This is a genomic window from Picosynechococcus sp. PCC 7117, from assembly GCF_001693275.1.
Classification (GTDB): Bacteria; Cyanobacteriota; Cyanobacteriia; order Cyanobacteriales; family MRBY01; genus MRBY01.
In genome coordinates this window covers 239603-264782 of sequence record NZ_CP016482.1, presented here as the reverse complement: position 1 = coordinate 264782, position 25180 = coordinate 239603, and the positions used below count along the sequence as shown (strand labels likewise).

Sequence of the window (25180 nt, the reverse complement as noted above, 5' to 3'; positions counted from 1 at the left end):
CAGGGCAAGCTTCACGGACAATTGTCATTGTAGAAGGCGTTTCAGTCCCGTGATCGGGATTTAGTGGTTGGAAAGAATCCGCTTGGCTTAATGTCTTAAAAAGCAAAAAGCCCGTTTCAGTCCCGTGATCGGGATTTAGTGGTTGGAAAGGAACCAGTCTGATTGCCAGAGGCCCAGGCCATCCTCTGTTTCAGTCCCGTGATCGGGATTTAGTGGTTGGAAAGTTAGCCAGCGCACAATGCGACGGAAACGCAGTGCTTGGTTTCAGTCCCGTGATCGGGATTTAGTGGTTGGAAAGCATCCTTGGCCCGGTATCGAAAAAACGTCGCCATCTTAGTTTCAGTCCCGTGATCGGGATTTAGTGGTTGGAAAGGCTAATGCCAGGGCTGAAAGGAAAATCAATGAGTTGGGTTTCAGTCCCGTGATCGGGATTTAGTGGTTGGAAAGTCGACTTCGCTCGGTGGTAGACGTAAACACCCAAGTGTTTAGTTTCAGTCCCGTGATCGGGATTTAGTGGTTGGAAAGGATGCCCACTCACTCGGAAGCTGGGGTAAAAACTGGTTTCAGTCCCGTGATCGGGATTTAGTGGTTGGAAAGAATCACCAAGGACAGCCCCCACAATAAAGCCAGGAAAAGTTTCAGTCCCGTGGTCGGGATTTAGTGGTTGGAAAGAGTCCACTTCAGCCCGGAGAACGTCGATTTCCTCAGTTTCAGTCCCGTGGTCGGGATTTAGTGGTTGGAAAGCGGGCATCTTTCTTAACAATGTGCATCACAACATCAGTTTCAGTCCCGTGGTCGGGATTTAGTGGTTGGAAAGCATTTGCTTGTGTGATTTTGCCCTCAGCAGAAAGGTTTCAGTCCCGTGGTCGGGATTTAGTGGTTGGAAAGCCATGTCTAAAATATAGACAGAAGCATAATTTTTCAGCAGAAAGGTTTCAGTCCCGTGGTCGGGATTTAGTGGTTGGAAAGCAGCCAAGGCAGGATTAGTTAAAAGAGCATTTGTGGTTTCAGTCCCGTGGTCGGGATTTAGTGGTTGGAAAGTTGAAATTTATTAAGGGTGGTCTTTCGACTCTAGAGGTGTTTCAGTCCCGTGGTCGGGATTTAGTGGTTGGAAAGTAAGTGTCGTCAAAGCTGGGAAAACAATTAAACAGGTTTCAGTCCCGTGGTCGGGATTTAGTGGTTGGAAAGAGCGCCATATCCACGCCACGACACATGATTACATTGTTTCAGTCCCGTGGTCGGGATTTAGTGGTTGGAAAGACGAATTCGTCCTGAGTCCCCCGCACATGGCGCACGTTTCAGTCCCGTGATCGGGATTTAGTGGTTGGAAAGTTTACTGCCTTGTTCACCGTCTGGTTGGGCACCTCGTTTCAGTCCCGTGATCGGGATTTAGTGGTTGGAAAGGTTTTCTCCTTAAAAATCGTAGGTTGATTGAGCGTTTCAGTCCCGTGATCGGGATTTAGTGGTTGGAAAGCTTCTGACTTTGCAGTCTGGTGCGATGCCCACATTTTTGTTTCAGTCCCGTGATCGGGATTTAGTGGTTGGAAAGAATCGATGTAAGACTGATAGGCAGACTCAAAATAAAGTTTCAGTCCCGTGATCGGGATTTAGTGGTTGGAAAGCACCACAAAGAAAGCAGCAGAGGAAGCAAAATTAGTTTCAGTCCCGTGATCGGGATTTAGTGGTTGGAAAGCAGGGCAAGCTTCACGGACAATTGTCATTGTAGAAGGCGTTTCAGTCCCGTGATCGGGATTTAGTGGTTGGAAAGAATCCGCTTGGCTTAATGTCTTAAAAAGCAAAAAGCCCGTTTCAGTCCCGTGATCGGGATTTAGTGGTTGGAAAGGAACCAGTCTGATTGCCAGAGGCCCAGGCCATCCTCTGTTTCAGTCCCGTGATCGGGATTTAGTGGTTGGAAAGTTAGCCAGCGCACAATGCGACGGAAACGCAGTGCTTGGTTTCAGTCCCGTGATCGGGATTTAGTGGTTGGAAAGCATCCTTGGCCCGGTATCGAAAAAACGTCGCCATCTTAGTTTCAGTCCCGTGATCGGGATTTAGTGGTTGGAAAGGCTAATGCCAGGGCTGAAAGGAAAATCAATGAGTTGGGTTTCAGTCCCGTGATCGGGATTTAGTGGTTGGAAAGTCGACTTCGCTCGGTGGTAGACGTAAACACCCAAGTGTTTAGTTTCAGTCCCGTGATCGGGATTTAGTGGTTGGAAAGGATGCCCACTCACTCGGAAGCTGGGGTAAAAACTGGTTTCAGTCCCGTGATCGGGATTTAGTGGTTGGAAAGTTGGCCTGAACCTCTTTGGGAATGTTCATTTTTTTCGTTTCAGTCCCGTGATCGGGATTTAGTGGTTGGAAAGCTCTCGCATTGTTGAGGGCGGTTACCACGATCTCTCGGTTTCAGTCCCGTGATCGGGATTTAGTGGTTGGAAAGAAATATCTGGGGAGATCGCCCCTCCCCTAAAAATAGTTTCAGTCCCGTGATCGGGATTTAGTGGTTGGAAAGAAAGCGGATCAGCGGATCAGTTCGTCTGAAACCCAGTCAGGGCATAAGTTTCAGTCCCGTGATCGGGATTTAGTGGTTGGAAAGGCAGGATAGAGCGCTCTTTCAATAGTTGGTTATAGTTTCAGTCCCGTGATCGGGATTTAGTGGTTGGAAAGCAGGGGCATCTAACGGGGTTCCCGCTGGTTTGTTTTGTTTCAGTCCCGTGATCGGGATTTAGTGGTTGGAAAGTCGGGAAATAATCCCAAACCTCTGTGATTGGAGAGAGTTTCAGTCCCGTGATCGGGATTTAGTGGTTGGAAAGCCTCTTTTTGATGCCCGTGCAGGCTTCGGCGAGTGTTTCAGTCCCGTGATCGGGATTTAGTGGTTGGAAAGTCCGCGAGCCAGGACTCTTACGATACCTAGCTTTGCAAAGCTCATTTGGCAGATGTCGCTCCATGCATCCAATTTTACCCATGATCGCTCTATAAATTGTTGACCTTTAAGTATTGAAAAGTATTGAGTTTTCAAGGTTCTGGAAGTTTTGGCAAAGTCCCTAGGGTTTTTGGTCACGCTATGGGTTTGCCAACTTGATTTTAGGTCAAATCTAAAGGATGATGCTACCCGGCTTTTCTGGCGTAGATGTACCGTAGGCGATCGCCTTTTTAACAGCAGTGGCATCGAGAATGTAAATACAAACAGCATCTTCATCTGGTTTGATCAGTTTTTCTATCGAAGTTTGTAATTTTGCAAATTGCTTCGTCGTCAGAAAGCATTCAAAAACACTAAATTGCTTCCAAGTGCCATAACCCGATAATAAATCAAACAAGCGTTTGCGGCGCTTATTTCCTGCCTTTGTAGAAGGTAAGTCGTAAATAATCAGGTAAAAAAGAGTGTTCATCGAATGATTAACGGTTCGTAGGGAATCCCTTCCTGTAGGTGCCTTGCGAGCAATCTAGCCTGTAGCTCAATGGCCCGACGATAACTGCACTTGTAGTTAAAAATGGGATGTTTAAATTCCGAACAAAGTTTACGATCAAAGGCAGATAAAAAGACCTTACAAGCATCATCTTTGAGACGGTAAGCACCAAGACTTTCATTAAAATCCTTAGGCTTAATTTCTTTTTGCTTCAGGACGGTGAGGACTACGCTATCGGCGATGAGGGGGCGAAATTCTTCCATAAGGTCGAGAACGAGGGCGGGTTGACCACGGGTGGTTTCATGGAGGAAGCCGATGTAGGGATCGAGTCCGGCAATGTGGGCGGCGGCAGTGACTTGGGTGCGAAGTAAGCCATAGCCAAAACTCAAGAGGGCATTGACGGGGTCGGTGGGGGGACGGCGAAAACGTCCGGTAAATTCCCATTGGTCTCCTAAAATGTCCTGCCAGCAGGCGAAATATTCCCGCGCGGCTAATCCTTCAACACCGCGTACTTCGTCGAGAGACTGTTTTTGAAGCACCAGTTTTTCGCGACCTTTGAGGGGATTTTCTTTTTGTCCCCGTCGGTAGAGGAGATTGTATTGGTTGTGGATTTTTCCTTTGGCGATCGCCTTAACGATATCGAGGCGTTGGTTTGGGTTCTCATGGGCGCGAAATTGAGCAAGACGCAGTTGACCATTGCGGGATTCATTGGGGAGAGCAGAGCCAACATATTTACCAAAGCGACTGAGGTAATGGACAGGTAAACCAAGTTCTAGGGCATATCCAAAGGCTTCCCCTGTCATGCTGGGATAACCCAGAAGAACAATATCTTCCAAGGTTTGGGCAGGGATTGATTGTTTTTTCCATGTGCCATCTTCAGACTTCAGGGCGATCTTGAATGCTTCTTGTTGTTTGCTCAGAATGGCATCTGGCTGAGTTAGGTATAGAGTTGACATGGTTAATGGAATTTAACTAGTTTTTTAATTTCTTTAGGGAGGCACAAACGCTTTAGGCTGCAATCAGTGCACTTTTTTTGATTGGTGATTGGCAGAGGCATGGGGCGATTACTAGCAAGATGGGCTGCCATAATCGCTTGCTCGGTCAAGTTTCGGAGGGTTTGGGTAAATTCAACCTGTTGTCGCCGTCGATTGCCGTAATAGAAAATTTCACCGTAGGGAATTTCTTGTTTGGTGCGTTCCTCTAGGCATAGGGCTGCGGCGCAAAGTTGGAAATGATCATTAAGGTGCTTCCCCATTTTTCCTTTTTTATATTCGAGGGGAATCAGTAAGCCATCAGTCTCTTCTACCGCATCGATAATGCCTTTAATTTTTAGGCGATCGCTCCAAACCCATTGCTGCCTATGAATGCGGGTATCTCCTTCAATTGATGTCCCAGCTTGATCAATATTCCGATGAAGATGGTTTCCCCGAATAATATGGTCATTAATTTCCATCTCCCCAAGTACATATTCAAAGTAAAAACGTCTTGGGCAATATTCCCATGCATTTAGATAGGCGAGAGGTAGATAATCGTCCATTTTAAACCTTTAATATCTAGAAACTTGTCCCATACCCATCGGCGTTTTTCGTCCTATACCTGCATAAAAAGAAAAGTCAGCTAAGGTATTAATTTGCTTGATAATTTGGGCATTTACATCTCCTAAAATACTGAAACTCATTTCACCAACACAGCCAATAAATTTACTCCGTTTATCGCTGACCATTTCAGTTCTAATATCAAAGAAACTAGGATAAATAGGCTCGAAAATAGTCTCTGTAAATTCAAGTGGAATTTCACTATATTGATTCCATCGCTTAAGCAAACTCCGAAAAATCAAGTCTCGATCTGGTAGAGAAACATCGTATTGTGTTTTTCTAAATGTTGTAGGCGTACAGAATCTAAAATTTATTTTTCTTGCCTGTTGTGAAGTTTGGCTATCTGTGCCATCAAGGGCTTGTTCATAGAGTCTAGTATAAGAAATAAAGTTTGCCCATGGCTGTTGTGACTGGGGATTGGAAAGGATACTGATAATATCAAGCTCGGCAGACCCTAACTGCCAAGGTTCCGTGCGGTTTATATTTAGCCAGAGATGAGCTAGTTTTCCAAATAGGCTGTCATCCAATAAGGTAATGCGCCACCAACAGGGAGTACCAGGGGCGATCGCCCGATGATAGCTCCATTGCATTAGCTTACGATTGAGCCTGATCTGCACTGGACTGAGGGTAAAGGCTTTTTCACTCTGCTGTTGGTGCAGTTGTGTCCCCAGGTCTTTATCAACGGAGCTAACCAGGTCAAGAAATAAGGCATGGAAATTACGACCATTAAGATGGGTTTTTAGCAGCGGCGATCGCGGGACAAAATTAATAACTAGGCTATAGGGCATTTACTTAAGCAGAAAACTGATAGGACATATTGCTTGGTAGTTTTAAACCTTGCATTTGTTTTGGTAGATTTTTAAAAGTGAAATAATCTCCAATCATGTGAATGTTTTGAATTAAGCTGACGGGAGGCATGTTAATCGTGTCAAAACTAAGAATTTGATTGCTTTTCATCACATCCAAAGGATTGAGCACATAGGGAAAAGTAAATTCTTGATTTGAGTAATGTTTATCAATTTCCAGAGATTTGGTCTCTAATTTAGCCTTTGATGACCATTTCCCCATTCGTACCCAATGGGGAAAATTGAGTTTTTCTTTCGAGATTACAAAAAATTCAAACTCGCTTTCTGGTGCAATTTCCTTGGTTCGACCAAAACTCGGAATATTTTTGGATGTGGGCTTCATTTCCACATGATAGTGATTATCAGCATATTTCCATGTGTTCAAAACAGAAGTATGATGTTTTGGTTTCGCTGGTGTAATGTAAATATTTTGCTTATTCAGAGGTTCTAAATGTTGCTTATATTTAGGTATCTGTTCAGCACAAAAATAGCGATATGAATTTTCTGTTGATACTTCAGTTTGATATTTAGGATTGTCCACAAACCCCAAAATATAAGCCAAGGCATAATTATGTAGGACGGCTTCAGTTTCGTATAGTCTCCCAATTTCACGGGTAGCGAAATAGAGACTATCATGAAGCTCTAAAGTACAGTTATAAATGATAGTCATCTGATTATCCTCGCTTATTTACCTTGCTTTTTTACATACTTCCCATAGTATGCTTTTGCATCTCGATCTGCTGTTTGAAGTAAAGATTGAATACCTTCCTCTGTAGAAGTGAGAGATTTTACTTCACCCAGTAAGGCTTCAAAAGCTTCCCCAATTAAATCTGTATGGACAATAACTTCCTCTGTCATGAGTTGGGCGATCGCTTCTTTTGCCGCATCAAGTACATCTGCTTCCTGTAAAGGATCTGGGGGGGCAATCTTATCTTTCATCAGATCGTAGATCGTTTGTGTCCAGCGCAAATTACTAACAATTTCTCCGTCGGCAAAAACCACGCCGATTAACTCATTACGTAAACGACCAGTGCGAGTAGTCTGTGCACCATAGTGACGGGTTCGCAGAATATTATTCATCACATACAAAAATGTACCTTCTGTCGGATCTTTCAGGGTGACAATGCTTGGAAAGAAAACCTGAGGACGAATATGATCCTGTTGATTAATGCGACTAGTCACCACCCCTTGTTTACTCATTGTGCCGCTCTCATAGGGCGCATTCAGAGTGAAAGTTTCATGGGATTCGTCAAAGGGAGTAATGGAGAAGGCCGTATCTACAACCACTTTCGACTTTTCTGAACCAGAATCCCCAATGGCAAACCCATAGACAATCGAATCAGGATGATCCATCTCGAATTTCTCATTATACTCACAGGCTTCTGTAATAATCCCGTAATTACGCAGAAGTTCACGACCCACTAGACGTTCAGGTGTAGATTGCTTCCGCTTAAACATCGCCAAACGACTCATCAAACTTTGATCCTCAACACCTGCTGTTACCCTTGCTTTATTAAGCTCGCCATCAGTCTGAAAGAGTGGGTAGGATTCAGTTACACGGATAGTTAAAAAATGGGCATACTTCCCCATAGGCTTGCTGGGAATTTCTGTATGGAAAAACTTAGAATCGATGGATTTGAGTAAAGACATAATTATGTTCCTAAAATGTGTAAGAAAAATAAAGGACGAGATGAAAAAAATGGTTACTCTTCCTCTTGAGCCGCTTTACGAGCTTTATAGTCTTGGTTTTCTTGGTCTTGCTCCAAGCGATAGAGAAATTCGCAAGTGTCTCGAATGAGGTTTAGTTGTTTCCCTGCCAAACGAGCGCGATCACCTTTAAAACCTCCTTCAAAAACGTCTTGGACAAAATACTGGGCAAACTCAAGAATTCTCTGTCGTTCTTTTTTTCGATCACTAATGACCCAACGACCTTCTGCAGTAGAAGAATGGACACGATCCATGAGTTTGGATACTTCCGCCGCTGCCACAGCGATTAATGTGTCACTATCCATTAAGCAATTATCTGCATTGAGTATTGCCTGAGCTGCAACATCAATAGGTTTTAGAACAGCATTTGCCTTTGGGTTATAGGACTTGTTTGCCCGATAAAACTCTCGGTAGAGTTCTGTTAGTTTTTTAGGGTGATTCAAGGGTGATTTCTCCTTTTGAGTTTCAGAGTTGTAATAGGGGTCAAAACAGGGATAAAAATGATCCGCATAAAGCTTAATTTTGCTGATCGGCGGTGATTCCGCCTCTTTTCCTCTCCTCCATTTACTGAGGTAGCTAAAAACATTGAGGGGACTAGATTGAAAATCTTTGGCAAGTTCTGTTAATTTGCCCCAATTCGCGTCATAACCTCCTTTGCCTCGTTTGGGATTTACATCAAGGTGAATGGCATAGGCTGCGGTCAATGCTTTTAACGGCGACGGATAAATCCGACCACTCCCATCGCGCCACCCTTCTAGGATGTAGTCGAGACGGAATCGATCTACCCCAGTCAATACCCGAAATGCTTGGGGGGCACTATCGAGAAAGACAGTCTCTTCAAATTCTGTGCCATCGGTAAATGGTGGAATCGGTGATTCAGAAACAACGGTTTTGACATCCAAAATCATCGGCATCACAAAGGCTAACCAAGTGGGCATTACCCAAGATTCAGTATCGGTGGGATCGCGTCCCGGTGGTAGGGCAATAAAGTAAAAGGTTAGGGGCTGATCATCTGGATAGGAGAGTTTAAAAGTGCGGTCTTTACGATAGTTGGGATCTTTGTCTGGTAGCTGCTGCTTGGCTTTGAGGTCTTCGTCCATTAACAAAAAGTCAACGGATTGATAGTTTGCTTTTGTGAGATTAATATCACCTTCTTTACTAATAAAGTGATTTCTTAGCTCTGTATCAAACCGAGTTTGGGCGATCGCCTGATAAGCTTGCTGCAAAAATTTATTAGTTTCGGGTGTGAAGTAGTAAGTGGGATAAAAATAGAGATAACGATACTTGCCATCTTCAAAACGCTTACCGACCGCTTGGGTTTGGTTCATGAGAATTTGCCGGAGCATCATCTCAATGCCTGCAATGCTAGAAATATTGCGCTTGGCGTTGGAACCCCCTAAATGTTGTTTGTTGGTGTAAACCTGCGGCGTAAACAATACCGCTGACTCCATCTGCTCCGTGACTGAGTAGGGAGAGTTAGAAATAGAGCAAATAATTTCTTTACCCCGTCCAGATTTTTTTGCAGCTTGATAGGCATTTAATTCCTTTAAGAAAATTTCAATCTGTTCTGCATTAGAGGCTATTTCCTGTTGCGGTAACATCACCACTCGTTTTACCCATTCGCGGATATCTTGCCAACCATCATCAACAGAATATTGGGCAATAATCGGTTCGATTAAATCAGCGACAAAGGTAATGAGTTGTTCGGCAGTTTCCCGAATATCTTCTAAGCCGGGATTTGCTTCAAGATATTTAGTAGAAAGGTAATACCATTCATAGGGAACACCACCCGTATTACCCTTAAGTTTATTTTCTTTGAGGGATTGATTAATGTTCTGGATTTGCCGCAATTGGGGAATATAGTCTGCCAATCCCCAAAACTCTGCAACTTTGAGAATGACTTCTTCTGGCGGTAATTGAGGTTCTGGTAATTCTGCGAGGCTTTTCTTTTTCTTGCGATCGCGAACTCTTTGTTTATAAAGGTTTTCTAACTCCTTATATTTATTCCCCCAAATTTTGCGGCAGATGGTATCGCCAAATTCAGCGAGTTGATCCATGCGAATATCTTCTTGTAGTTGAAAATCATAGTGGGCAGACAAAACCCCTGATTCTTGGAAATTTTGCAGTTTTTCTGTACGGGCAGGAGCAACAGATTTTTTATTAGCAGTAAGGATTTTCTTAGTGGCATCAAGAGCGATTTCCATCAAGCCTCGCTCATCACAAAAGAGATTATAATAATCGGCATATTTCATGCCTTTACCATCTCGGCTAAACCCTGTTTGTCTCGCTTTGAGTTGCTTAAAGCAAAGGCTTTTGATTTTTTTGACAACGCGATCGCCTAACCCATCTGTCGGAATATTTGGGGCATTACGGGTTTTGAGATAGATTACTCCCGTCGGTAAATACAGTAATGGTTCATAGAAGATTTCATCTTCTGTATTCAGACTGATATGGAGATCAATCACCGCATTGTTCACCACGTTGGTTAAAACCCCACGGTTTTCGGCTAAATGATGATAGGTCAAGCTTAATTGACCATCGCTGAGACTATGTAATAACTCTTTAAATTTCGTCTTAGCGGCATCTTGGGGATGTTTGATGATGGAAGCAAAAGAATCTGCTAAACAGGTTAAGTCTGCTAATTGCCGCAATAATTTAGGGTGAACTTTCGGTTGTAAGCCATATTCAGAAAAGTTCCAGTTCGTATCCCAGCGTCTCTGGGCATTGCAAATCAGAACGGTTAAATCATCAATATAGTCTTGATAGGTTTCGGGATTATCTGGGTCAATAAATTTATTGAGTTCTAACTCCAAAAGTTTTTGGACAATGATCTCTTGCTGTTGTTGGATATCAAGCTTGCGGCAATCTTGAGGGACATCAGAAAATTTCTCAAAGTCATGGAGCATAAATCCTGCAATAGTTAACCGTCGTTCAAATTCTTCAATGCCACGGGCAATCGTTGTATCCAATTTTTCTAATCGTTTTTCGATTTGGTTAGCGGGAAATAAGCCATTGAGCAAATGGGTATTTAGGGACTGATCCGCCGCATTATCCCGCCGAACTTTTTCTTTACCTTCTGCTGCCCGTTGAGCGTCGATCTCATCGAAAAATTTACCGCCTTTAGCCGTGACCCCGATCGCCACCTTCAACAAATTGGGTAAGACAATCTCAGAAAAATCTTTCATCACTGGATCATCTTGGTTAGAATCCTGAATCGCCTTACGCAAAAGCTTTAGGGTTAATAGCTCTCTTTCTTGGGTTTCAATTAGGCGATCTCCACTTTCATCCGCGAGAAATTCATCGGGATTAATGTTCTCTAAATCAAAATTGTCATTCATATTTTCTAGTAAATGCAGTTGTCGTGAGTGGGTTGTAATCCAAAATCAATAGAAAAGAACTTAAGAAAACTCAGAGAGGGAAATAAAAGAGAAATGCTATTTGACTAAATGACTTGCTAGAAACTTGTGACTAAACCAACCATAATTGGGGGCTGAGACTACTTACGCCTGTCCTTAGTGCCGAAAGCCTTATTTAAATCTCTCTCTGAGAAAATAGGTATGCTTAGGTTACGAAGGAAAAATTAAAACATACCCATGCAGAGGCTAAAGCATTTGATAACGGCAGTCGTTATGAGCAGTACGAAGCGTCTCGATCTGATACCCCTCTTCTCGGAGAGAGTGAATTACAGCACTAAAACGATGGGTGATGGGGATTAACTCTTGCGGAGCGTGGGGCTTGCGATCAGAGAGGAGACGAAGGATTTGAGCTTTTTTACTCATGGGAATTTCCTTAAGTTTTTGAGTTTACACTGTGATGCTAGCAACGCGATCTCGAAAATAACAAGGGGTCGCTCAAAATTTTTATAAGTTCAGAGGTATTTGACTACTTTATTTTTTCGTCTTATCCTAAGTTTGCAGGCATCAGTAGTCAGGAATTGGCTTAATCCCGCTTTCGGGACTGAAATAAATACGTCTGTACTTATTGGTGAAAGCCATCTCGCGAAAAAAATCCCGACTACGGGACTGTTTTCCTAAAAAATCCATGCTTTACCTCCATCTTGCTTGAAGTAGTAAGCGAGGGTATCGATTAACAGAGCACTTTGCCCGAATGCAATCGAGTACGGTGCTTTTGGGTCATGCCAACTATGGCGATCGCAGATTGGATAAATCTGGAAATGCATCGGTAGTTGTAGCCTTGCCCTCACCTCCAAGACCGGACGAGGTAGCAAGTAAACCACCATGCCCTGTTTGGATAAGCGTTTATTGATGGCTGAGATCCAGCGGTTGTCTGGTTGCCAAATCTCGAAGCCGTACAACACTTGCACCTCCCAGCGATTAATCAGATCCAGTAGATCGCCGTTGTACGTAAACTTCCAGTCCAGCCGCTCATCTCGATAACGCACTAACTTCATAAACGCCAGACAGTAATTAAATCGACCCTTAGCAATGGGTTGACCAGATTGCTTGATGGCTTGATCCAGCGATCGCCGAAACTCTTTCTCTGTTATCGGTTCAATTTCCAGATTACTTAAAATCCCCGGTAGTCCATAGGTCTTAAAACTTGACGCTTCGTGATTTTCTGTCAAGTCATAAAGACCACATTGCAAATCACTCTTACCCCGAAAACTGCAAGCTTCCTCTGTCACTGGATTACCTTGTTTGCCAGATAACTCATGCCATTCTTGCCCAAACTTTTTCCATTGATGGGCAACATAACCCAACTTAAAATTCAATGCTCGCTGACTTAGCTCTGCAAAAACTTTAACGCTCTCTTCATAGGTTTTCTGGATTGGTTTTTGTTTTAGATCTAATAATAATTTAAAAGATTGAAAACCACCCCATTTTTGGTAGTAGTAATAAAACTGATTAATGGAGCGATATTCTGTGTTTATAACGTCATGAAAAGAGGGACGCTCATAGAATTCATTCTGGGTTAAAGGTGCATCATTTTTGTCAAACAAGCGTTCTGTGAAAAAGTTTGGCACTAAAGCATAAGCCCGAAAAGATTTAAATTGAATATACTCATTATTTTTCTTATAACCTTCATGACGACCTAAACGCCCTAGCCGTTGAATAAAATTCCCAGCATCTGCGGATTCAAAAAACAAGAAATTAATCTTAAAATCTACCCCCACATCAATGGTACTCGTTCCAATCACCAGATCTGAGGCTAAGGATTTTTCTTTTGTATCTTTACTAGACAGACCTGTATTTTCCCCTGCCGTCAAACCGTGAGGCTCTAAATAATCTTTAAAAAATTGAACTAACCGTTTTACTGATGCCACCGAATTTAGAATGATGGCTCCTTTGCTCCCAGATTCGGAGAATTGCGCTAAAACTTGCTCTGCATTTTCCTTAAGCCATGACTCAGAAGCTCGACTATTCGACTCTAAAGCAATGAACTGTAAATTAATCTCACTGACAACTTTGCGCCAATTTTGAGCTAATAATTCTGCTTGATCTGCCTCCGTAACCGGAAATTGGTATTTATTTTCTTCTTTGGGATCGATAACATGGCAGCGAAATCCAGCTATTTTTAAACGCTCTATAAATTCATGATCTGGTGTTGCGGAAAGAAAGAGAAACTTTTTATTTAAGCTCTGGGTTGTACGTATTAAAAGCATTGTATTTAATACGCTCGATATTTGAGGAGCAGAAAAAACATGAAATTCATCAAAGATAAGTACATCAAAATCTAAACCAATTTTTCCCCACAACTTATCACGGTTTTCGTAAGGAGTTAAGTAAGCTCCCCGATGAATATAGTGAAATATATCAGGATTACTCATCACGATCTCTGATTGACCCAACTGACTGCTAATTGCTTCGCTTTTTCTTATCTCTTCGTTCTCTGCATAAAGTTCTAAAAGTTCTCCACTAAGTCGATGGCATCGAGGTTTAGGTTTGGACTGAAATAGTTCAATATAATTTTCTATTTGTGATTCTTGATCTCGTGCTAATTCATTAGTGGGATAGAGTGCGATTACAGAAAATAACTTTTTAGTCAGGGATTTTAAATAAGCAGCTAAACTTTTACCATCTCCCGTCATCGCCACATTAAAAACCACATCGATCTCAGGATTATTCAGCGCATCTAATGTTTCTTTCTGATGCCAAGCCAAGGATGACCAACCATCAGGCAATGCCAAACCTTGCGGCAAACTATCCGCCGGAGCAGAAAACACGGGTTTCAGAGTAATCGAATAATTAGACATTGCCGCAGAAAGTGTACGTAAATCCTTGTTGATTCCTATCTTAACTGTAAAAATCAGAAGTGAAAGTACAAAAAAGAATAAAATGTACGTACAAATATGGGTCGTAAAGGTCAGTCGATTACGCTGTCACTCCTAGAGCGGGAAAAAGCGGCGCTTGAAAAGTTAGCTCTGGAATATGGATGTGTATGGGGCGATCGCCCGAATATCTCTAAGCTCATCAAGCAGATTGCCAAACGGGAGCTAAAAATCGCGCCGAATAACGATTGGCAATTAGAGCGAATTAATGTCTTGGAGCGCATCCGGACTTTTTTAATTGATCAGGGGCAGATAGATGAGGCGATCGCCGTTGCCCAGATCTTAAGCGAACGAGGTGAACTCAAAGACATTGCCTTAAAACGAGAAATCGAAAAATTCTTACAACAGCCTCTCCCAACATGGCGACAGCGCATTGATAGTTTTATTCGTCGTCAAAAACCCTTTCAGTTGTCCTATCAAGATGCCCAAGGGCGAATTTGGAGTTTCTCGATCCATCACGCTCAAATCGTTACCCACGAAAAACGCCAATACCTTGACTGTTGGGCAACGGAAACGGAAGGAAATCTTGATTTACCTGAACTGCAACACAATTGGAGTTTGCGTTTAGACCGGATTCAGGATGCTGCCGTCAGTCCCCTCAATGAAAAATGGCGATCGCACCTCGATAGCATTTCTGTAGAACTACACCTGTATCGAGGATTGGCTTTTGCTTATCAAGGGAAAAGTGCCGATGTCCATAATGATTGGCATCCAGAGCTCCCTAAAACGCGTCAAGTCATCCGCCAGGTAACCAGCACCTTTTGGTTTTTTCGGGAAATTTTACCTTATGGGAAAGATTGTAAGATTATTGCCCCTCAATCTATCAGTGATCTTTTTAAACAAGATCTTGAGGCACTCTATCAAATGTATAACCCAAAACATTGATATTCTTTCTGACAAAGTTGCGCAAACTAGAGAGTTTTATCCAGAGCATTTTGTTGGTGAACTCATGTTTCAGAACGACAATACCGATGAATGTGAAGTTTATCCTTTCCTCACCGAGGCGATCGCCCGCCTAGAGCAAAAAGTTGCCTACTACCGCGACGAAGCATAACCCATTGCTGGTCACGCCTGGGAAGCAGGGCGATTGACTTAACTTTTATAAGGTTTACCACAATAGGGACAAAAACGATGTTTTAAAGAAGTGATTGGCTGTTGGCAACCCTGACAGCGACTCTGCAACTTCGTCCCGCAAGCAAAACAATACTGTGCCCGTAAGACCAACCATAATGGATCCGGTGCTGACCCTGGCGTCCAACATTGGGGACAAAACCGCAACGCCTGTTGCTTCTCCACCTCCACCGCAATGCCGCGACTTAAAGCCTCTAAATATTCCTCCGGCACCTGGAGCGCATAGGCCAATCCCCGTTGCGTGCGCTGATTAAGTTGCACTGTTTGACCCCGTTCCACCTTCCCATAACTCTGGGGATGAATTTCTGCCTTTAAAGCCACTTCCCTTTGGGTGAGCCCTAACCGTCGCCGTTGACGCTGAACATAGTTCCCCAAAGACTCGTCAGATTGCGGTGTTATTAGCGCTTCTAATTTATCCATAATTCTTTACTTTTTTATATCAACTAGCATTTATCTAAATATCTTTAATATGCTACTTTTAGCCTACTTTATTTTTCTACCCTAGAGTTTAGCTTTAAGACTAGAGATAATGCCTACCCTTGCCACCGTCGCCACAGAATTTCTAGAACGGCCAGGACTGGCCCCCAGCACAGTGCGTTCCTACACAACAGCCCTGCTACCCCTGCTAGCAGACTATGGTGCTTGGCCCATTACCCACCTCGACCGCAAGACCTTACAGGATTATCTCCAACAATTAGAACACCTCAGCTACACTACCCACCGTCGCCACCAAGCCATTCTCCAATCCCTACTGAACTTTGCCGTTGAGCAGCAGTATTTAGTGACCAATCCCCTGGCCCGTCTGCCCCGACGCAAACCTAATCCAAACAAAGGCGAATACCACAGCGACCAGACGATCCGTTACCTGACCCCAGACCAACTCCAACTTCTCTACCAAGCCACCGCCCAGCAGCCCCGTCTCCAGTGTCTTGTGCGCTTACTCCACCGCACCGGGGCCCGCATTGCCGAATTATTGTCCCTGGACTATGACCAAGTGGATTTACAGGAACGTCGCTTCCAGGTGGTTGGTAAAGGAAACAAACAGCGCTGGTGTTTTTACAGTCCAGATGTCGATGAAAGCCTGGGGATTTATTTAAAGTACTATCGCCATCCAGAGCATCCAGCCCTGTTTACCGCCCAACAACCCTTAACAAAAGCCGTTAGTCGCCTCAGTTATCGCACCGCCTACAGCGATTGGCGCACCATGACCCAACGAGAACCCCAACTCCAGGGCCTCCGGTTCCATGATTTGCGCCATACCTTTGCCACCGAGCGGGTCGGGTTGATGGGTATTGAAACCCTGAGAGCCCTAATGGGCCATGAAAATATCCAGACAACCTTACGCTACCAAAAGGTGACATCTCAGAGAGCAGAGACCATTGCCAAAGAAGCTTTAGCAGTGCTTACCCAAGCTTCAAACTAACCATTAACGACAAACTAAATAATAAAAGAGCAATATTGAGTCACAAACGCTTAGTTAAGCTTTAAAGACAAAGAGTATGTTATATACTCTTTGATAAACACCCGTGACCTTAATTCCCCCAGGCGATCGCCAACGCCATTGATGACATTTACGAAGCACAACTGCATTATCAACTTGCAGAAGAATGGCGATGTTCAGAACCGCATAAAACAAAAAAGCGAAAACCTGCTCTTTGATGAACTCGACCAATACAACATCAAACTAAATTTCGACGAAATCGACGATATCCTCGATAGGTACGTCGCCACTGCTATCATTCGTTTACCTGATGCCTAAAGCACCCATTACTGAAGAAAAACGACAGTTCTCCCTCTATGGTGAAACCCTGCCCTATCTCCTTAAACGAGGCGATCGCCGTACCCTGCAAATTTCTATCCATCCTGACAAAAGCATTGTTGTCCACGCCTCCCACAAAGTCGCCCTCACCGACATCGATAACCTACTCGCGAAACGGAACCGCTGGATTGATAAGACGCTCAGAAAAATAGACCAGCTCCCAGCTCCCCCATCCAAACGCCAATATATCTCCGGCGAAATTCACCATTATCTCGGTCGCCAATACCGCCTGAATATTACCCAAGGGGAAAGCAACAGCATCAAACTCCAAGGGGGATATTTTCAAATCATTGTCCCTGACCCCGCCAATCGAGACCATATCAAAGCCCTATTACAGCAATGGTATAAAGACCATGCCACACTCCTCTTTCAGCGACATTTAGCAGAGTGCATCAAAAAAACACAACATATTCTTGATTTAGGCGATCGCCCCATCAATCTTAAAATTCGTCCTATGCGTACCCGTTGGGGAAGCTGTAGCAGCAGAGGCAATATTAACCTCAACCTTGACCTGATCCAGGCTCCCCCCTCCTGCATTGATTACGTCATCATCCATGAACTTTGTCATTTCCGAGAGATGAACCATAGCAAAAAGTTTTGGCGACTCCTCAGTCAATGCCTACCAGACTGGGAACAACGCAAACAGAAATTAGCTCAAACCGAATTACCAAAATCCTAGAGGTATTTAGCTATCTGAGCATAAGCAATAAAATCAAGCTACGGGTAGAGCATTGGGCCTGCTGTCCGTAGAGTACCAAGCGCAGGGCATCCATTAGGGTCGTTTTGCCGCCGCCATTCATACCACCAATGAGGATAATCGGGCTAGTTTCAGTAGGGGTCAGGTCGAGGGTTTGTCTACCGCTATAGGGGCCAAAGTTTTCAAGGATCAAGGTTTTAAAAATCATAAAATGTGGAGTTTAAGGGCGATCACCATCCAGTTCGGCGTGGTTAAAGGATTGAAGAATGTCGCTGGAAAAAAATAGATCTTCAATGGTGGCCGTTTTGAGGGGCCTACCACCTTTTTTGCCATTGGCACGGGCAGCTTTTCGTTTTGCCGGTGATTTAGCCTGACCACCGCGACGACCAATTTCTTGCATCCACGCTTGAGTACCAAAAATCCCGGTCATCAGTCCAACGATACTAAAATCCACATCGAGGCTTTCCCAGTGAATACTCCGTCCTGAGGCATCGAGCCAACAGTCATTGAGTTGTTCGGGGGTTGCCTGTTGTAATCCTTGGGTAAGGTGGGGCGGAAAACTAAAGATCGCGCCGTTGGTTAGCTCAATCACTAGCAGTTGGCGATCGCCGTCGTAATAGGCATTTTTTGCACAGGGTTCGGTGGCTTCAGCTTGTTGGGCAGCGGTTTTGGCTTGGGCAATTCCAGCGGCGAGGGCTTCCTCTGAAAAGTCTTTTTGCCATTTAGTTTCGGTGGATGTCATGCCATTTCTCCAATGGGTATTGTTGGTTTTGGACATTAGTGTTAAAAACCGAACTGCTTAGGTTTTTTATTGTAGGCGATCGCCTTCAGTAGCACTACATAATCAGCTTTTTGCTATTTTCCTTATATTAGGAAAATGCGATGAACGACAGGGAAGGGTTCGAGCCGAGTCCTAGCTCTTCCAAGATAGGAAATTTTTATATGTGTTTTCCAAACTTAGCGGCAGCCCAACTGCTGGTTTGGGGTTTGACCTGGGTAAGGTCGAGTTGAGCTGGGTCGTCTTCCTGCAAAATTCGTTTAAATTCTTCGGGGTCATTGAGGGCGCGTTTGGCTTGGTAGCGCCGTTGGGCCTGGGCGATCTCGCAGGGATCTGCTTCGCAGCGCGCCTCCTCTTCGGTGCGGGAACTGCTATCGAAACATTTTTCGAGGGCATCAAATATCCCAATGCGTTTGCTCATGGTGCGGTATTGCCGTTCGGTGTCGAGGAGGCTTGCCATGAGTTCGAGGTGCATGGGGTCGTCTTGGCAAATCTCGGTGAGTACGTCCCATTCTTCGGAACCGAGTAGGCTACTTTCGCTAGCGGCGAGGGGGAAGGATTCGCCCGTGGTTTCTTGGTAGATGCGGGGGAGGCTATCGTCGAATTCGTGTTTTTCTTCGAGCCAAATTTGCCGGATGGCGTGGAGTTCTTCGAGGTCGATCAGGGTGATGTCGCGCATGGGTTCGGGGGCGGTGCGGCGCAGTTCGGTCTGGGTACTGAGGACTCGTCTAAGCCAATGTTCCCGCCATTGTTTGGTGTAGGGACCGGGGATCGGGGCGGGTTTGGTTGTACCGTCCTCTTGTCTGCGCTCGAAGATTTGTACGCCTCCCCAGATCCGACGAAAATCGCGGCGATCGCCATCGTCTTTTAGGTCGAGTTCGTTACGGATATCGAGGAGGGGTTCCATCCATGCTTTGTCGTCGTCGTTGAGGATCATGGCGGTCATAGATTTGTCTTGATCGACCATGGTGCAAACCCAACAGCCAAAGCGGGAGTCGCCACAACTGGGGGTGCTGGTATCGATGAAGAGGGGGCATTCGTTATCGGCGGTTGCGCCTTGGTACAGGGTAAAAAGTTCTTTGTTGTCGTGTCCCCAAGGGTTTGGAAATTGGTTGAGGTAAATCCATACTTCGTCGTTTGTCCAGTCTTCGATGGGGCTATAGATCAATGAGTTGGGTAGGCTGGCATTGGGAGAAAGGCAAAGCTACTACACCAACTCTAAATTTCTTGATACGATCATTCAACATTGATCTAAATCACTGAAACAGATAATGAATTTTGCTCCTAGTCAGTATCAACGGGCTATTTTTAATTGGGTACAAAACGGAAATGGACACGCCTTAATCGAAGCAGTGGCTGGCAGTGGAAAAACCACAACATTAATTAAAGCATCTCAATTAATTTACAACAAAAGGATTTTATTTTGTGCTTTTAACAAGCATATACAACAAGAAATTTCACACAAAATATCGCATCACAATTCAGATATAAAAACTGTTCATTCCATCGGTTTTGGATGTATAAGCAGATATTTAAAGGGGAGAATTCAGCCCGTCGAGCAATACAAATATTCCGCATTGGTTAAAAGAGATTTTTACTATGCGATAGAAGGTGATTTACAAGCATATCTAGCTCAATTCTCTAAAAATGAGCAGAATATCAAAAAGAACAAGATGTTTACGGAGCTAGAAGAATTTATCAAATATATTCGAATGACTTTGACTAATCCTGATAATACTCAGGAAATTCAAGATTTAATAGAACACTTTTCTCTTGAGACAGAATATCTCGATATCTTCTTGCCATATGTACGAGAAATCATCGACAGAGGTGAAGAAATAGCTAGGATTGAAAGAGTTATCGATTATACTGACATGGTTTGGCTTCCTTATTACTGGAGTCTGAAACCACAACAATATGAATGGATTTTTGTAGATGAAGCTCAAGATTTAAATAAAGCATCTCTTGATTTGATTTTAAAGTCTTGCTCTAAGAATGGCAGAATCATATTTGTAGGTGATGAAAAACAAGCCATATATGGCTTTTCAGGTGCAGATTCTCAGAGCATCAAAAATATTCAAAAAGTTACAGGTGCTCAGCGATTCCCTTTAAGTATTTGTTATCGATGTCCTAAATCTCATATTAAACTGTCAAAAGATATTGTTCCACATATTGAAGCCGCACCTGATGTAATATATGGATTTGTCAAAAAGATAGATGAGGACGAAATGCTGAGTAAAATTCAAACAACTGATCTAGTTTTATGTAGACTTAATTATCCTCTCATTAGAACAGCATTAGATTTGATTTCAAGAAAAATTCCTGCATCAATTACAAGACAAAATGTTGCCGATGCAATGATTGAAATTTTATTTGAAATAGAAGCTATAAATAAAAATACAAGATTTTGTTAGACTTTATTTGAAGAACAAAATAGAGCAGATAAAGCATGTTTCTAATTCGAACAATCAAATCGAAAAAATTAAAGATTATTGCAGAGGAATTAATCTATGCTATGAAGGATTTCCAGAAGCTAGATCCGTAAAAGAATTACAAGATAATATACTTAGCTTATTTAAGCAGGGTAGAGGTGAAGTAACTCTTTCTACGATTCATAAGGCAAAAGGGATAGAGAGCAATCGTGTTTTCTTACTATTAAGTGATCAAATGCCTTTTTCGTGGGAAAATATGAGAGACTGGGAAAAAGAGCAAGAATTAAATCTTACATATGTTGCTCTTACGAGGGCAAAAAAAGTCTTGTTTTTAGTAAATACGCCAAAAAACTTATTGGAAAGCCTGCATTAAGATAATGTTTTAGGGCTAAAATGTGGGCACTGTAAAGCAACCTTATCTTCTATTCGACTGTTAATCACTCCACAAAAAATCGTTTCATCGGATTTTGAATGATCGGTAATGTTGTAAGTACATAAAAAACAACTCTTAATAGTAATATCCATTTTAACAGCAGAATCAAGCTCTTTAAAATAGACTTCCTTGATATATTCTCGCTTGTCCTCTTTTGTAAAATCAAAAGGTACTAGTTTTGTGTATGCAATAGTTTTTGATTTTTTTAAACCTTGAAACTCATCAAAGTTTCTTGACCACAAAATTGCAGAGCCATTTTGATAAACGACAAATATTTGATATTTTGCAATACTAGAAGTGGATTCTGGTTTTTGTATACAATCTCCCTTGCAAAAGTCTCCAAAATTATCTCGCTTAAAATTATAGAAGAGATTTTTTTCGGATTCTCGTATGTACTTCTGTAGGATTTGACCAGACTCTTCTTCCGTTTCAATATTTATTTCAATAATTCTATATCCAGAGTCAATTTTCTTTTCATCGCATTTATGTGTGACAGCTATTTCCACAAAAATGTAATCATTATTGGATGACTTTAATAAAATATCCGGTATGAAATTGTCAAGCTTTGTTTCTAACGCAATCGATTTAAAGTATTTTGTTATATCAAATGTTTTACGTGAAGTGCCCCAAGGGCATGCTTGACAAAACTCTTCTTGATAATGAGTACACTGATTTGAAACGTCTATCTCAATCAAAAAAGGTTCTTGACTTTCAAGAAACTTACTATAAACATCATAGAATAAATACTTTAAAAGGTGATGTAAATAAGTTTCTTGACTACAATTTTGTTCGACATGCTTATGACGAAAATGTTTGACTCGCTTTTCTCCTAAAACAGGAATGATCTCGTTATTACAGCCTAAGCAATAAAAAGATTTACTAGTATTTTTTGTTTCTCGACTTAGGTCATTAATGTCAATAATTTGATTGTCGCTTCCTTTTGCAAATCGGTATTTTATCATTTTATTATCTGCCAAATATGTTGTTGAGATGCCACTCTAGGGAATCAATCCTAGGATTATAAATACTCTGATTAGGTAGAGAAATTTTTTCGCCTTTAAAATCTTGGTAGTACTAAAGGGGTAATGAGGAATTGTAGTGATGGATGAAATTCCACAATAGTCCAATGTGATTAAATACACACTTGGAGAAGGCTAGACTGCGTCTCACAAACCGTGACATCCTTTGCCTCACAGTACAATTAAAGCGCTCAATATAACTGGTTTTACCACTCTGTTTGCTAACCACCCGATGACGCTTTGAAGGGAATACGCCACGGTAGGCTTCCCACTCATCCGTGTAGAAGACTCCACATTGCCGATATACCCCAGGCAATGACGCCCACAGTGCTTTTGCACTCTCTCGACCACGGCAACCAACGTGCAGACCAATAATTTCCCGGGTTTGAACGTCAAGGGCCAGCCAGACCCACTGTTTATTGCCTTTGTGGTCAACAAAAGACCAGAGTTCGTCACACTGCACCTTTAAAGACCCCTTTTTTTGGGGACAACCTTGGCCCTTCTTGGTACTTGTGCTGCTTTCATATTGACGTAATTTTGCAGCCATTGTTCAGAAACTTGAACAGCTCTGGCGATGCCGGCCATCGAAATACGTTCGAAAAGCAGACGGTCAATCAGAGCGCGGGTTTCAGCATCAATGAGTTTATTGGTGGGATGTTCCACGAATTGACGACCGCATTGCTTGCAGAGAAAGCGCTGTTTACCGTTGTGGATGTGCCCATTTTTGACTGTATGTTGGGATTGACAGCTGGGACATTGAGGCATGGGTCGGAGTCAATGACTTCCGTTCTACCTTAACAAAACCGTCATTACCCTTTTAGTACCACCAAAATCTTTTATTGCTCGATTATATGGTGTAATTTCGTCTAGATCTTTGCTAACGATAATTCGATATTTTTCATCAATGCTAAACCAGCCACGATCAAAAGCCCAGTGATGATTTTTGCAAAGAGATAAACCATTATCAAAGCGATCATCTCTAAATTCTGAGAAAGGTTTAATGTGTGAACCATCTACAATGTTTTGACCTTTCAAGTCTAAAACGCGCATTCCACAAAAACAGCATTGATAATTGTAGTTTGCGACCACATTTCGCCTAAATGCTGTATCCCGTACAATCACAAGGTTGTCGTCTTTTACTTCATCGTCACTGACATCGTAAACTTTGCCGCCCGATTCCCTTAATCGATCTTGAAAATCTTTAAAAGCATCAATCTGAAATAATTTTCTAATCTGATCTTGTTTATCGGGAAACCATTTTTCTAATAATGTCAGAATTAAAACTGAGCGATCGCCGACATTTTGCAGCAAGTCAAACAACTCTGGATCGAGATAAGCATAATCAATCAGAGCCGTGAGAGTATTCACACTTTTTGGTCTGAAACCCTTGATCGCCGTTTCCAAACCCGCCTTAACTTTTAGGTGCCAAAACTTACTACTTTTCAGATAGAAAAATGGCAAATGCATACTATTGCGGTGATTTTCCCCAGCCAGATAACTCCAATATTTCGAGAACGTTGCGATTAAACTGGCGTTAGGATAGATGCGATTAACTGTGATGTGTTTCTGTTCAATTTGCTCCATCACCGATAACAACATGATCGGCTGATGGGGAGCAGTCCCCCGCGAACGATCAACCCGTAGCTTCTTAAACTTTTGCTGGTAGTAGGCTACATCTTTAATCATATCTCGCACGCTTCACACTAAGACCATTTTACCCAGTTGCAAGGATGGATAATAAAAAATTTGGCTATGAACTGGCGGAGAGGGTGGCGGCATATGTAGAGCGATACTGGTACATTGCCCAGAGCCATCGGGACTATTGCGGCGTGGGGTTTACGTGGCTGAAAGAAGAAGAGGCTTATTACTACTGTCACTTTTACAACGTTCACTCCTACATCACCGATAATCCCAACAGCGGCGATCACTCAAGTAGGACTATGAGGAACAAGGCGATCGCCACAGCCGACAGCCTCACACACCTGCAAAATTTCCGAGATTGGTGATTATCTTTACCATTGTAAATAGCGACAGCCACACCATGTTTTTCTAATTTCTCTAGGGTTAGTTTTTCAGAATAAAGATATTCAGGGCTTGACTTTATATTTCTAGATATTCGTTTAATTTAGGCCGCAAGAAAATTTTCAGAAAAGTTCGCCGGGAAAAACGTAGCCGGAGAAACATGGAAAAATGCCGCCAATTCTTGAATATGGCGAGTTGTTAGCTGTCGCTTGCCGTTTAATACCGCAGAAACAATCGATTCCGTTTTAAAAATTGACACGAGATCTTTTTGCTTCAATTCACGTTCTTCCATTAAAACACGCAGAAGCTCTACACCATAAATGTCAGGAATAAGATCTTCTTGTTGCTGTTCGTAGTCGTAGATCAAAGTACCTAGAACTTCTAAATAGTCTGCTTCGTCAGCAGTTAATAGCTCTTTATCCAGCAGATTGTTGACAACTGCTTGAGTTGCCTCAAAGTCTGTTGCAGAGTGAATGGGGCGGGGAGGAAAAGACTGAATTAATTCTAAGTATGTATGGGTCATAGAAATGATTTTATACTAAATAAGGTAATTTTGTTTTTGACAAAGATTAATACGAAGAACTAAGTGCCTTAAAAGGAAAGCAAGATGATTTTAAGATTTTGTCTAAATTAGCTATTCCTTAATCTTTTAGGAAATTAGATTTATGATTTAAACCATGAATCCTTTTTCCAATTACCTTTGCTATAGTCTGCATGGGTTAACACAGCTCTAATATAAACTCGGCCAATATTACTCTCGTTTGTAGGAAAGACAATTTTGGTGATGAGCCTATAATTATTTCCACCAATGTTAAATACAGTTAGTTGCCCAACTAGATCTGCATGGGGAAAGGTTTGACGAACATCATCTAAATGTTTCCACTTGCTATGGCTGGCAATTTTGTACCAAGCCGTTAAGCTCGCTTTGGCATTTGGATGCTTTTCCCAGAATTGCTTCAGGGCAGTTTTCGAGATGATGTGCATAGGCAACATTATCCAAGGTGGGGTT

General features: G+C 42.6%; 22 protein-coding genes, 2 pseudogenes and 1 CRISPR repeat array. Of the genes and pseudogenes, 7 read left to right on the top strand and 17 right to left on the bottom strand.

All coding sequences use genetic code 11. The features are described 5' to 3' along the window. Nucleotides 1–38: 38 nt before the first annotated feature. Nucleotides 39–2881: a CRISPR direct-repeat array (repeat unit 37 nt; unit sequence GTTTCAGTCCCGTGATCGGGATTTAGTGGTTGGAAAG). A 211-nt stretch (nt 2882–3092) separates the two neighbouring features. The 8 genes from cas2 to cas3 all read right to left on the bottom strand — a co-directional run bounded on the left by cas2 (nt 3093) and on the right by cas3 (nt 13765). Then, nucleotides 3093–3386, bottom strand: coding sequence for a CRISPR-associated endonuclease Cas2 (gene cas2 / locus AWQ22_RS16255; protein ID WP_065712014.1), 294 nt, complete (start codon nt 3384–3386; stop codon nt 3093–3095). Beyond that, nucleotides 3383–4360, bottom strand: a complete 978-nt coding sequence (gene cas1d / locus AWQ22_RS16250) for a type I-D CRISPR-associated endonuclease Cas1d (protein WP_065712013.1) — start codon at nt 4358–4360, stop codon at nt 3383–3385. Before cas1d ends, cas2 begins: the two co-directional genes overlap by 4 nt. A 2-nt stretch (nt 4361–4362) precedes the next feature. After that, on the bottom strand, nt 4363–4941 hold the full coding sequence (gene cas4, locus AWQ22_RS16245) for a CRISPR-associated protein Cas4 (RefSeq protein ID WP_065712012.1): 579 nt from the start codon (nt 4939–4941) through the stop codon (nt 4363–4365). Between the two features lie 9 nt (nt 4942–4950). Next, the gene (cas6, locus tag AWQ22_RS16240; RefSeq protein WP_065712011.1) at nt 4951–5787 is read right to left on the bottom strand and encodes a CRISPR-associated endoribonuclease Cas6; all 837 of its coding nucleotides are present in this window, start codon (nt 5785–5787) and stop codon (nt 4951–4953) included. Nucleotides 5788–5791: 4 nt separating this feature from the next. Then, nucleotides 5792–6514: a type I-D CRISPR-associated protein Cas5/Csc1 gene (cas5d, locus tag AWQ22_RS16235; protein ID WP_065712010.1), complete on the bottom strand. Its 723-nt coding sequence runs from the start codon at nt 6512–6514 to the stop codon at nt 5792–5794. Nucleotides 6515–6528: 14 nt separating this feature from the next. Further along, the gene (gene cas7d / locus AWQ22_RS16230; protein ID WP_065712009.1) at nt 6529–7494 is read right to left on the bottom strand and encodes a type I-D CRISPR-associated protein Cas7/Csc2; all 966 of its coding nucleotides are present in this window, start codon (nt 7492–7494) and stop codon (nt 6529–6531) included. A gap of 53 nt (nt 7495–7547) precedes the next feature. Next, on the bottom strand, nt 7548–10889 hold the full coding sequence (gene cas10d / locus AWQ22_RS16225) for a type I-D CRISPR-associated protein Cas10d/Csc3 (protein ID WP_065712008.1): 3342 nt from the start codon (nt 10887–10889) through the stop codon (nt 7548–7550). Nucleotides 10890–11581: 692 nt separating this feature from the next. Further along, nucleotides 11582–13765, bottom strand: a complete 2184-nt coding sequence (gene cas3 / locus AWQ22_RS16220) for a type I-D CRISPR-associated helicase Cas3' (protein WP_065712007.1) — start codon at nt 13763–13765, stop codon at nt 11582–11584. A gap of 96 nt (nt 13766–13861) precedes the next feature. On the opposite strand from cas3, the gene AWQ22_RS16215 reads away from it, so the two are divergent. Beyond that, a complete protein-coding gene (locus tag AWQ22_RS16215) occupies nt 13862–14725 on the top strand; it encodes a WYL domain-containing protein (protein WP_065712006.1) in 864 nt (287 codons plus the stop codon). Nucleotides 14726–14932: 207 nt separating this feature from the next. On the opposite strand, the gene AWQ22_RS16210 is transcribed toward AWQ22_RS16215, so the two are convergent. Continuing rightward, nucleotides 14933–15391, bottom strand: coding sequence for a double zinc ribbon domain-containing protein (locus AWQ22_RS16210; protein ID WP_065711927.1), 459 nt, complete (start codon nt 15389–15391; stop codon nt 14933–14935). Between the two features lie 109 nt (nt 15392–15500). Here AWQ22_RS16210 and AWQ22_RS16205 point away from each other — a divergent pair, with 109 nt between their 5' ends. From AWQ22_RS16205 to AWQ22_RS16195, 3 genes are all read left to right on the top strand, one after another. Beyond that, complete coding sequence (locus AWQ22_RS16205) at nt 15501–16394, top strand: tyrosine-type recombinase/integrase (protein ID WP_065711926.1); 894 nt, start codon at nt 15501–15503, stop codon at nt 16392–16394. A 90-nt stretch (nt 16395–16484) separates the two neighbouring features. Next, on the top strand, nt 16485–16730 hold the full coding sequence (locus tag AWQ22_RS17015; RefSeq protein ID WP_198166568.1) for a hypothetical protein: 246 nt from the start codon (nt 16485–16487) through the stop codon (nt 16728–16730). Continuing rightward, on the top strand, nt 16723–17469 hold the full coding sequence (locus AWQ22_RS16195; RefSeq protein ID WP_065712004.1) for a M48 family metallopeptidase: 747 nt from the start codon (nt 16723–16725) through the stop codon (nt 17467–17469). The genes AWQ22_RS17015 and AWQ22_RS16195 overlap by 8 nt, the downstream gene beginning before the upstream one ends. Before the next feature lie 40 nt (nt 17470–17509). Here AWQ22_RS16195 and AWQ22_RS16190 read toward each other — a convergent pair. From AWQ22_RS16190 to dndC, 3 genes and pseudogenes are all read right to left on the bottom strand, one after another. Next, nucleotides 17510–17695, bottom strand: a pseudogene (locus AWQ22_RS16190) (AAA family ATPase); the annotation flags it as partial. A gap of 12 nt (nt 17696–17707) precedes the next feature. After that, nucleotides 17708–18229, bottom strand: a complete 522-nt coding sequence (locus tag AWQ22_RS16185; protein ID WP_084449090.1) for a DUF2442 domain-containing protein — start codon at nt 18227–18229, stop codon at nt 17708–17710. 196 nt (nt 18230–18425) lie between these two features. Beyond that, nucleotides 18426–19463: pseudogene (dndC, locus tag AWQ22_RS16180) on the bottom strand (DNA phosphorothioation system sulfurtransferase DndC); the annotation flags it as partial. A 73-nt stretch (nt 19464–19536) separates the two neighbouring features. On the opposite strand from dndC, the gene AWQ22_RS16175 reads away from it, so the two are divergent. Next, a complete protein-coding gene (locus tag AWQ22_RS16175) occupies nt 19537–20679 on the top strand; it encodes a UvrD-helicase domain-containing protein (protein WP_065712001.1) in 1143 nt (380 codons plus the stop codon). Between the two features lie 7 nt (nt 20680–20686). Next, nucleotides 20687–21070 (top strand): 3'-5' exonuclease, encoded by a 384-nt coding sequence (locus AWQ22_RS16170; protein WP_065712000.1) that lies wholly within the window; start codon nt 20687–20689, stop codon nt 21068–21070. Here AWQ22_RS16170 and AWQ22_RS16165 read toward each other — a convergent pair. The 3 genes from AWQ22_RS16165 to AWQ22_RS16155 form a co-directional block, all read right to left on the bottom strand. Then, nucleotides 21067–22107, bottom strand: coding sequence for a competence protein CoiA family protein (locus tag AWQ22_RS16165; RefSeq protein WP_157094674.1), 1041 nt, complete (start codon nt 22105–22107; stop codon nt 21067–21069). The genes AWQ22_RS16170 and AWQ22_RS16165 overlap by 4 nt on opposite strands. A 97-nt stretch (nt 22108–22204) precedes the next feature. After that, nucleotides 22205–22914 (bottom strand): IS1 family transposase gene (locus tag AWQ22_RS16650; protein ID WP_397428282.1). Its coding sequence is split into 2 segments (ribosomal slippage): nt 22205–22629 and nt 22629–22914, totalling 711 coding nucleotides; the frame shifts between segments, so codons are not numbered across the junction. 24 nt (nt 22915–22938) lie between these two features. Then, nucleotides 22939–23835: an HNH endonuclease gene (locus tag AWQ22_RS16155; protein ID WP_065711998.1), complete on the bottom strand. Its 897-nt coding sequence runs from the start codon at nt 23833–23835 to the stop codon at nt 22939–22941. A gap of 83 nt (nt 23836–23918) precedes the next feature. Between AWQ22_RS16155 and AWQ22_RS16150 the strand changes: the two genes are divergently transcribed. Beyond that, entirely contained in the window at nt 23919–24155 is a 237-nt protein-coding gene (locus AWQ22_RS16150; RefSeq protein ID WP_157094673.1) for a hypothetical protein, read from the top strand. A 119-nt stretch (nt 24156–24274) separates the two neighbouring features. Here AWQ22_RS16150 and AWQ22_RS16145 read toward each other — a convergent pair whose 3' ends face one another. Together AWQ22_RS16145 and AWQ22_RS16140 are read right to left on the bottom strand one after the other, a co-directional pair. Further along, nucleotides 24275–24694, bottom strand: coding sequence for a type II toxin-antitoxin system HigA family antitoxin (locus tag AWQ22_RS16145; protein ID WP_065711996.1), 420 nt, complete (start codon nt 24692–24694; stop codon nt 24275–24277). A 140-nt stretch (nt 24695–24834) separates the two neighbouring features. After that, nucleotides 24835–25155 carry a type II toxin-antitoxin system HigB family toxin gene (locus AWQ22_RS16140; protein ID WP_065711995.1) on the bottom strand — a complete coding sequence of 107 codons (321 nt, stop codon included), beginning with the start codon at nt 25153–25155 and terminating at the stop codon, nt 24835–24837. Nucleotides 25156–25180: the final 25 nt, after the last annotated feature.

Excerpts from the sequence above, each read along its gene's own strand:
- cas10d (WP_065712008.1), bottom strand. The coding sequence starts at position 10,889 with ATGAATGACAATTTTGATTTAGAGAACATTAATCCCGATGAATTTCTC.
- AWQ22_RS16215 (WP_065712006.1), top strand. The coding sequence starts at position 13,862 with ATGGGTCGTAAAGGTCAGTCGATTACGCTGTCACTCCTAGAGCGGGAA.
- AWQ22_RS16175 (WP_065712001.1), top strand. The coding sequence starts at position 19,537 with ATGAATTTTGCTCCTAGTCAGTATCAACGGGCTATTTTTAATTGGGTA.
- cas3 (WP_065712007.1), bottom strand. The coding sequence starts at position 13,765 with ATGTCTAATTATTCGATTACTCTGAAACCCGTGTTTTCTGCTCCGGCG.
- AWQ22_RS16145 (WP_065711996.1), bottom strand. The coding sequence starts at position 24,694 with ATGACCCATACATACTTAGAATTAATTCAGTCTTTTCCTCCCCGCCCC.
- AWQ22_RS16210 (WP_065711927.1), bottom strand. The coding sequence starts at position 15,391 with ATGGATAAATTAGAAGCGCTAATAACACCGCAATCTGACGAGTCTTTG.
- cas6 (WP_065712011.1), bottom strand. The coding sequence starts at position 5,787 with ATGCCCTATAGCCTAGTTATTAATTTTGTCCCGCGATCGCCGCTGCTA.
- cas7d (WP_065712009.1), bottom strand. The coding sequence starts at position 7,494 with ATGTCTTTACTCAAATCCATCGATTCTAAGTTTTTCCATACAGAAATT.
- AWQ22_RS16185 (WP_084449090.1), bottom strand. The coding sequence starts at position 18,229 with ATGACATCCACCGAAACTAAATGGCAAAAAGACTTTTCAGAGGAAGCC.
- cas1d (WP_065712013.1), bottom strand. The coding sequence starts at position 4,360 with ATGTCAACTCTATACCTAACTCAGCCAGATGCCATTCTGAGCAAACAA.
- cas2 (WP_065712014.1), bottom strand. The coding sequence starts at position 3,386 with ATGAACACTCTTTTTTACCTGATTATTTACGACTTACCTTCTACAAAG.
- AWQ22_RS16140 (WP_065711995.1), bottom strand. The coding sequence starts at position 25,155 with ATGCACATCATCTCGAAAACTGCCCTGAAGCAATTCTGGGAAAAGCAT.
- cas5d (WP_065712010.1), bottom strand. The coding sequence starts at position 6,514 with ATGACTATCATTTATAACTGTACTTTAGAGCTTCATGATAGTCTCTAT.
- AWQ22_RS16195 (WP_065712004.1), top strand. The coding sequence starts at position 16,723 with ATGCCTAAAGCACCCATTACTGAAGAAAAACGACAGTTCTCCCTCTAT.
- AWQ22_RS16205 (WP_065711926.1), top strand. The coding sequence starts at position 15,501 with ATGCCTACCCTTGCCACCGTCGCCACAGAATTTCTAGAACGGCCAGGA.
- cas4 (WP_065712012.1), bottom strand. The coding sequence starts at position 4,941 with ATGGACGATTATCTACCTCTCGCCTATCTAAATGCATGGGAATATTGC.
- AWQ22_RS16155 (WP_065711998.1), bottom strand. The coding sequence starts at position 23,835 with ATGATTAAAGATGTAGCCTACTACCAGCAAAAGTTTAAGAAGCTACGG.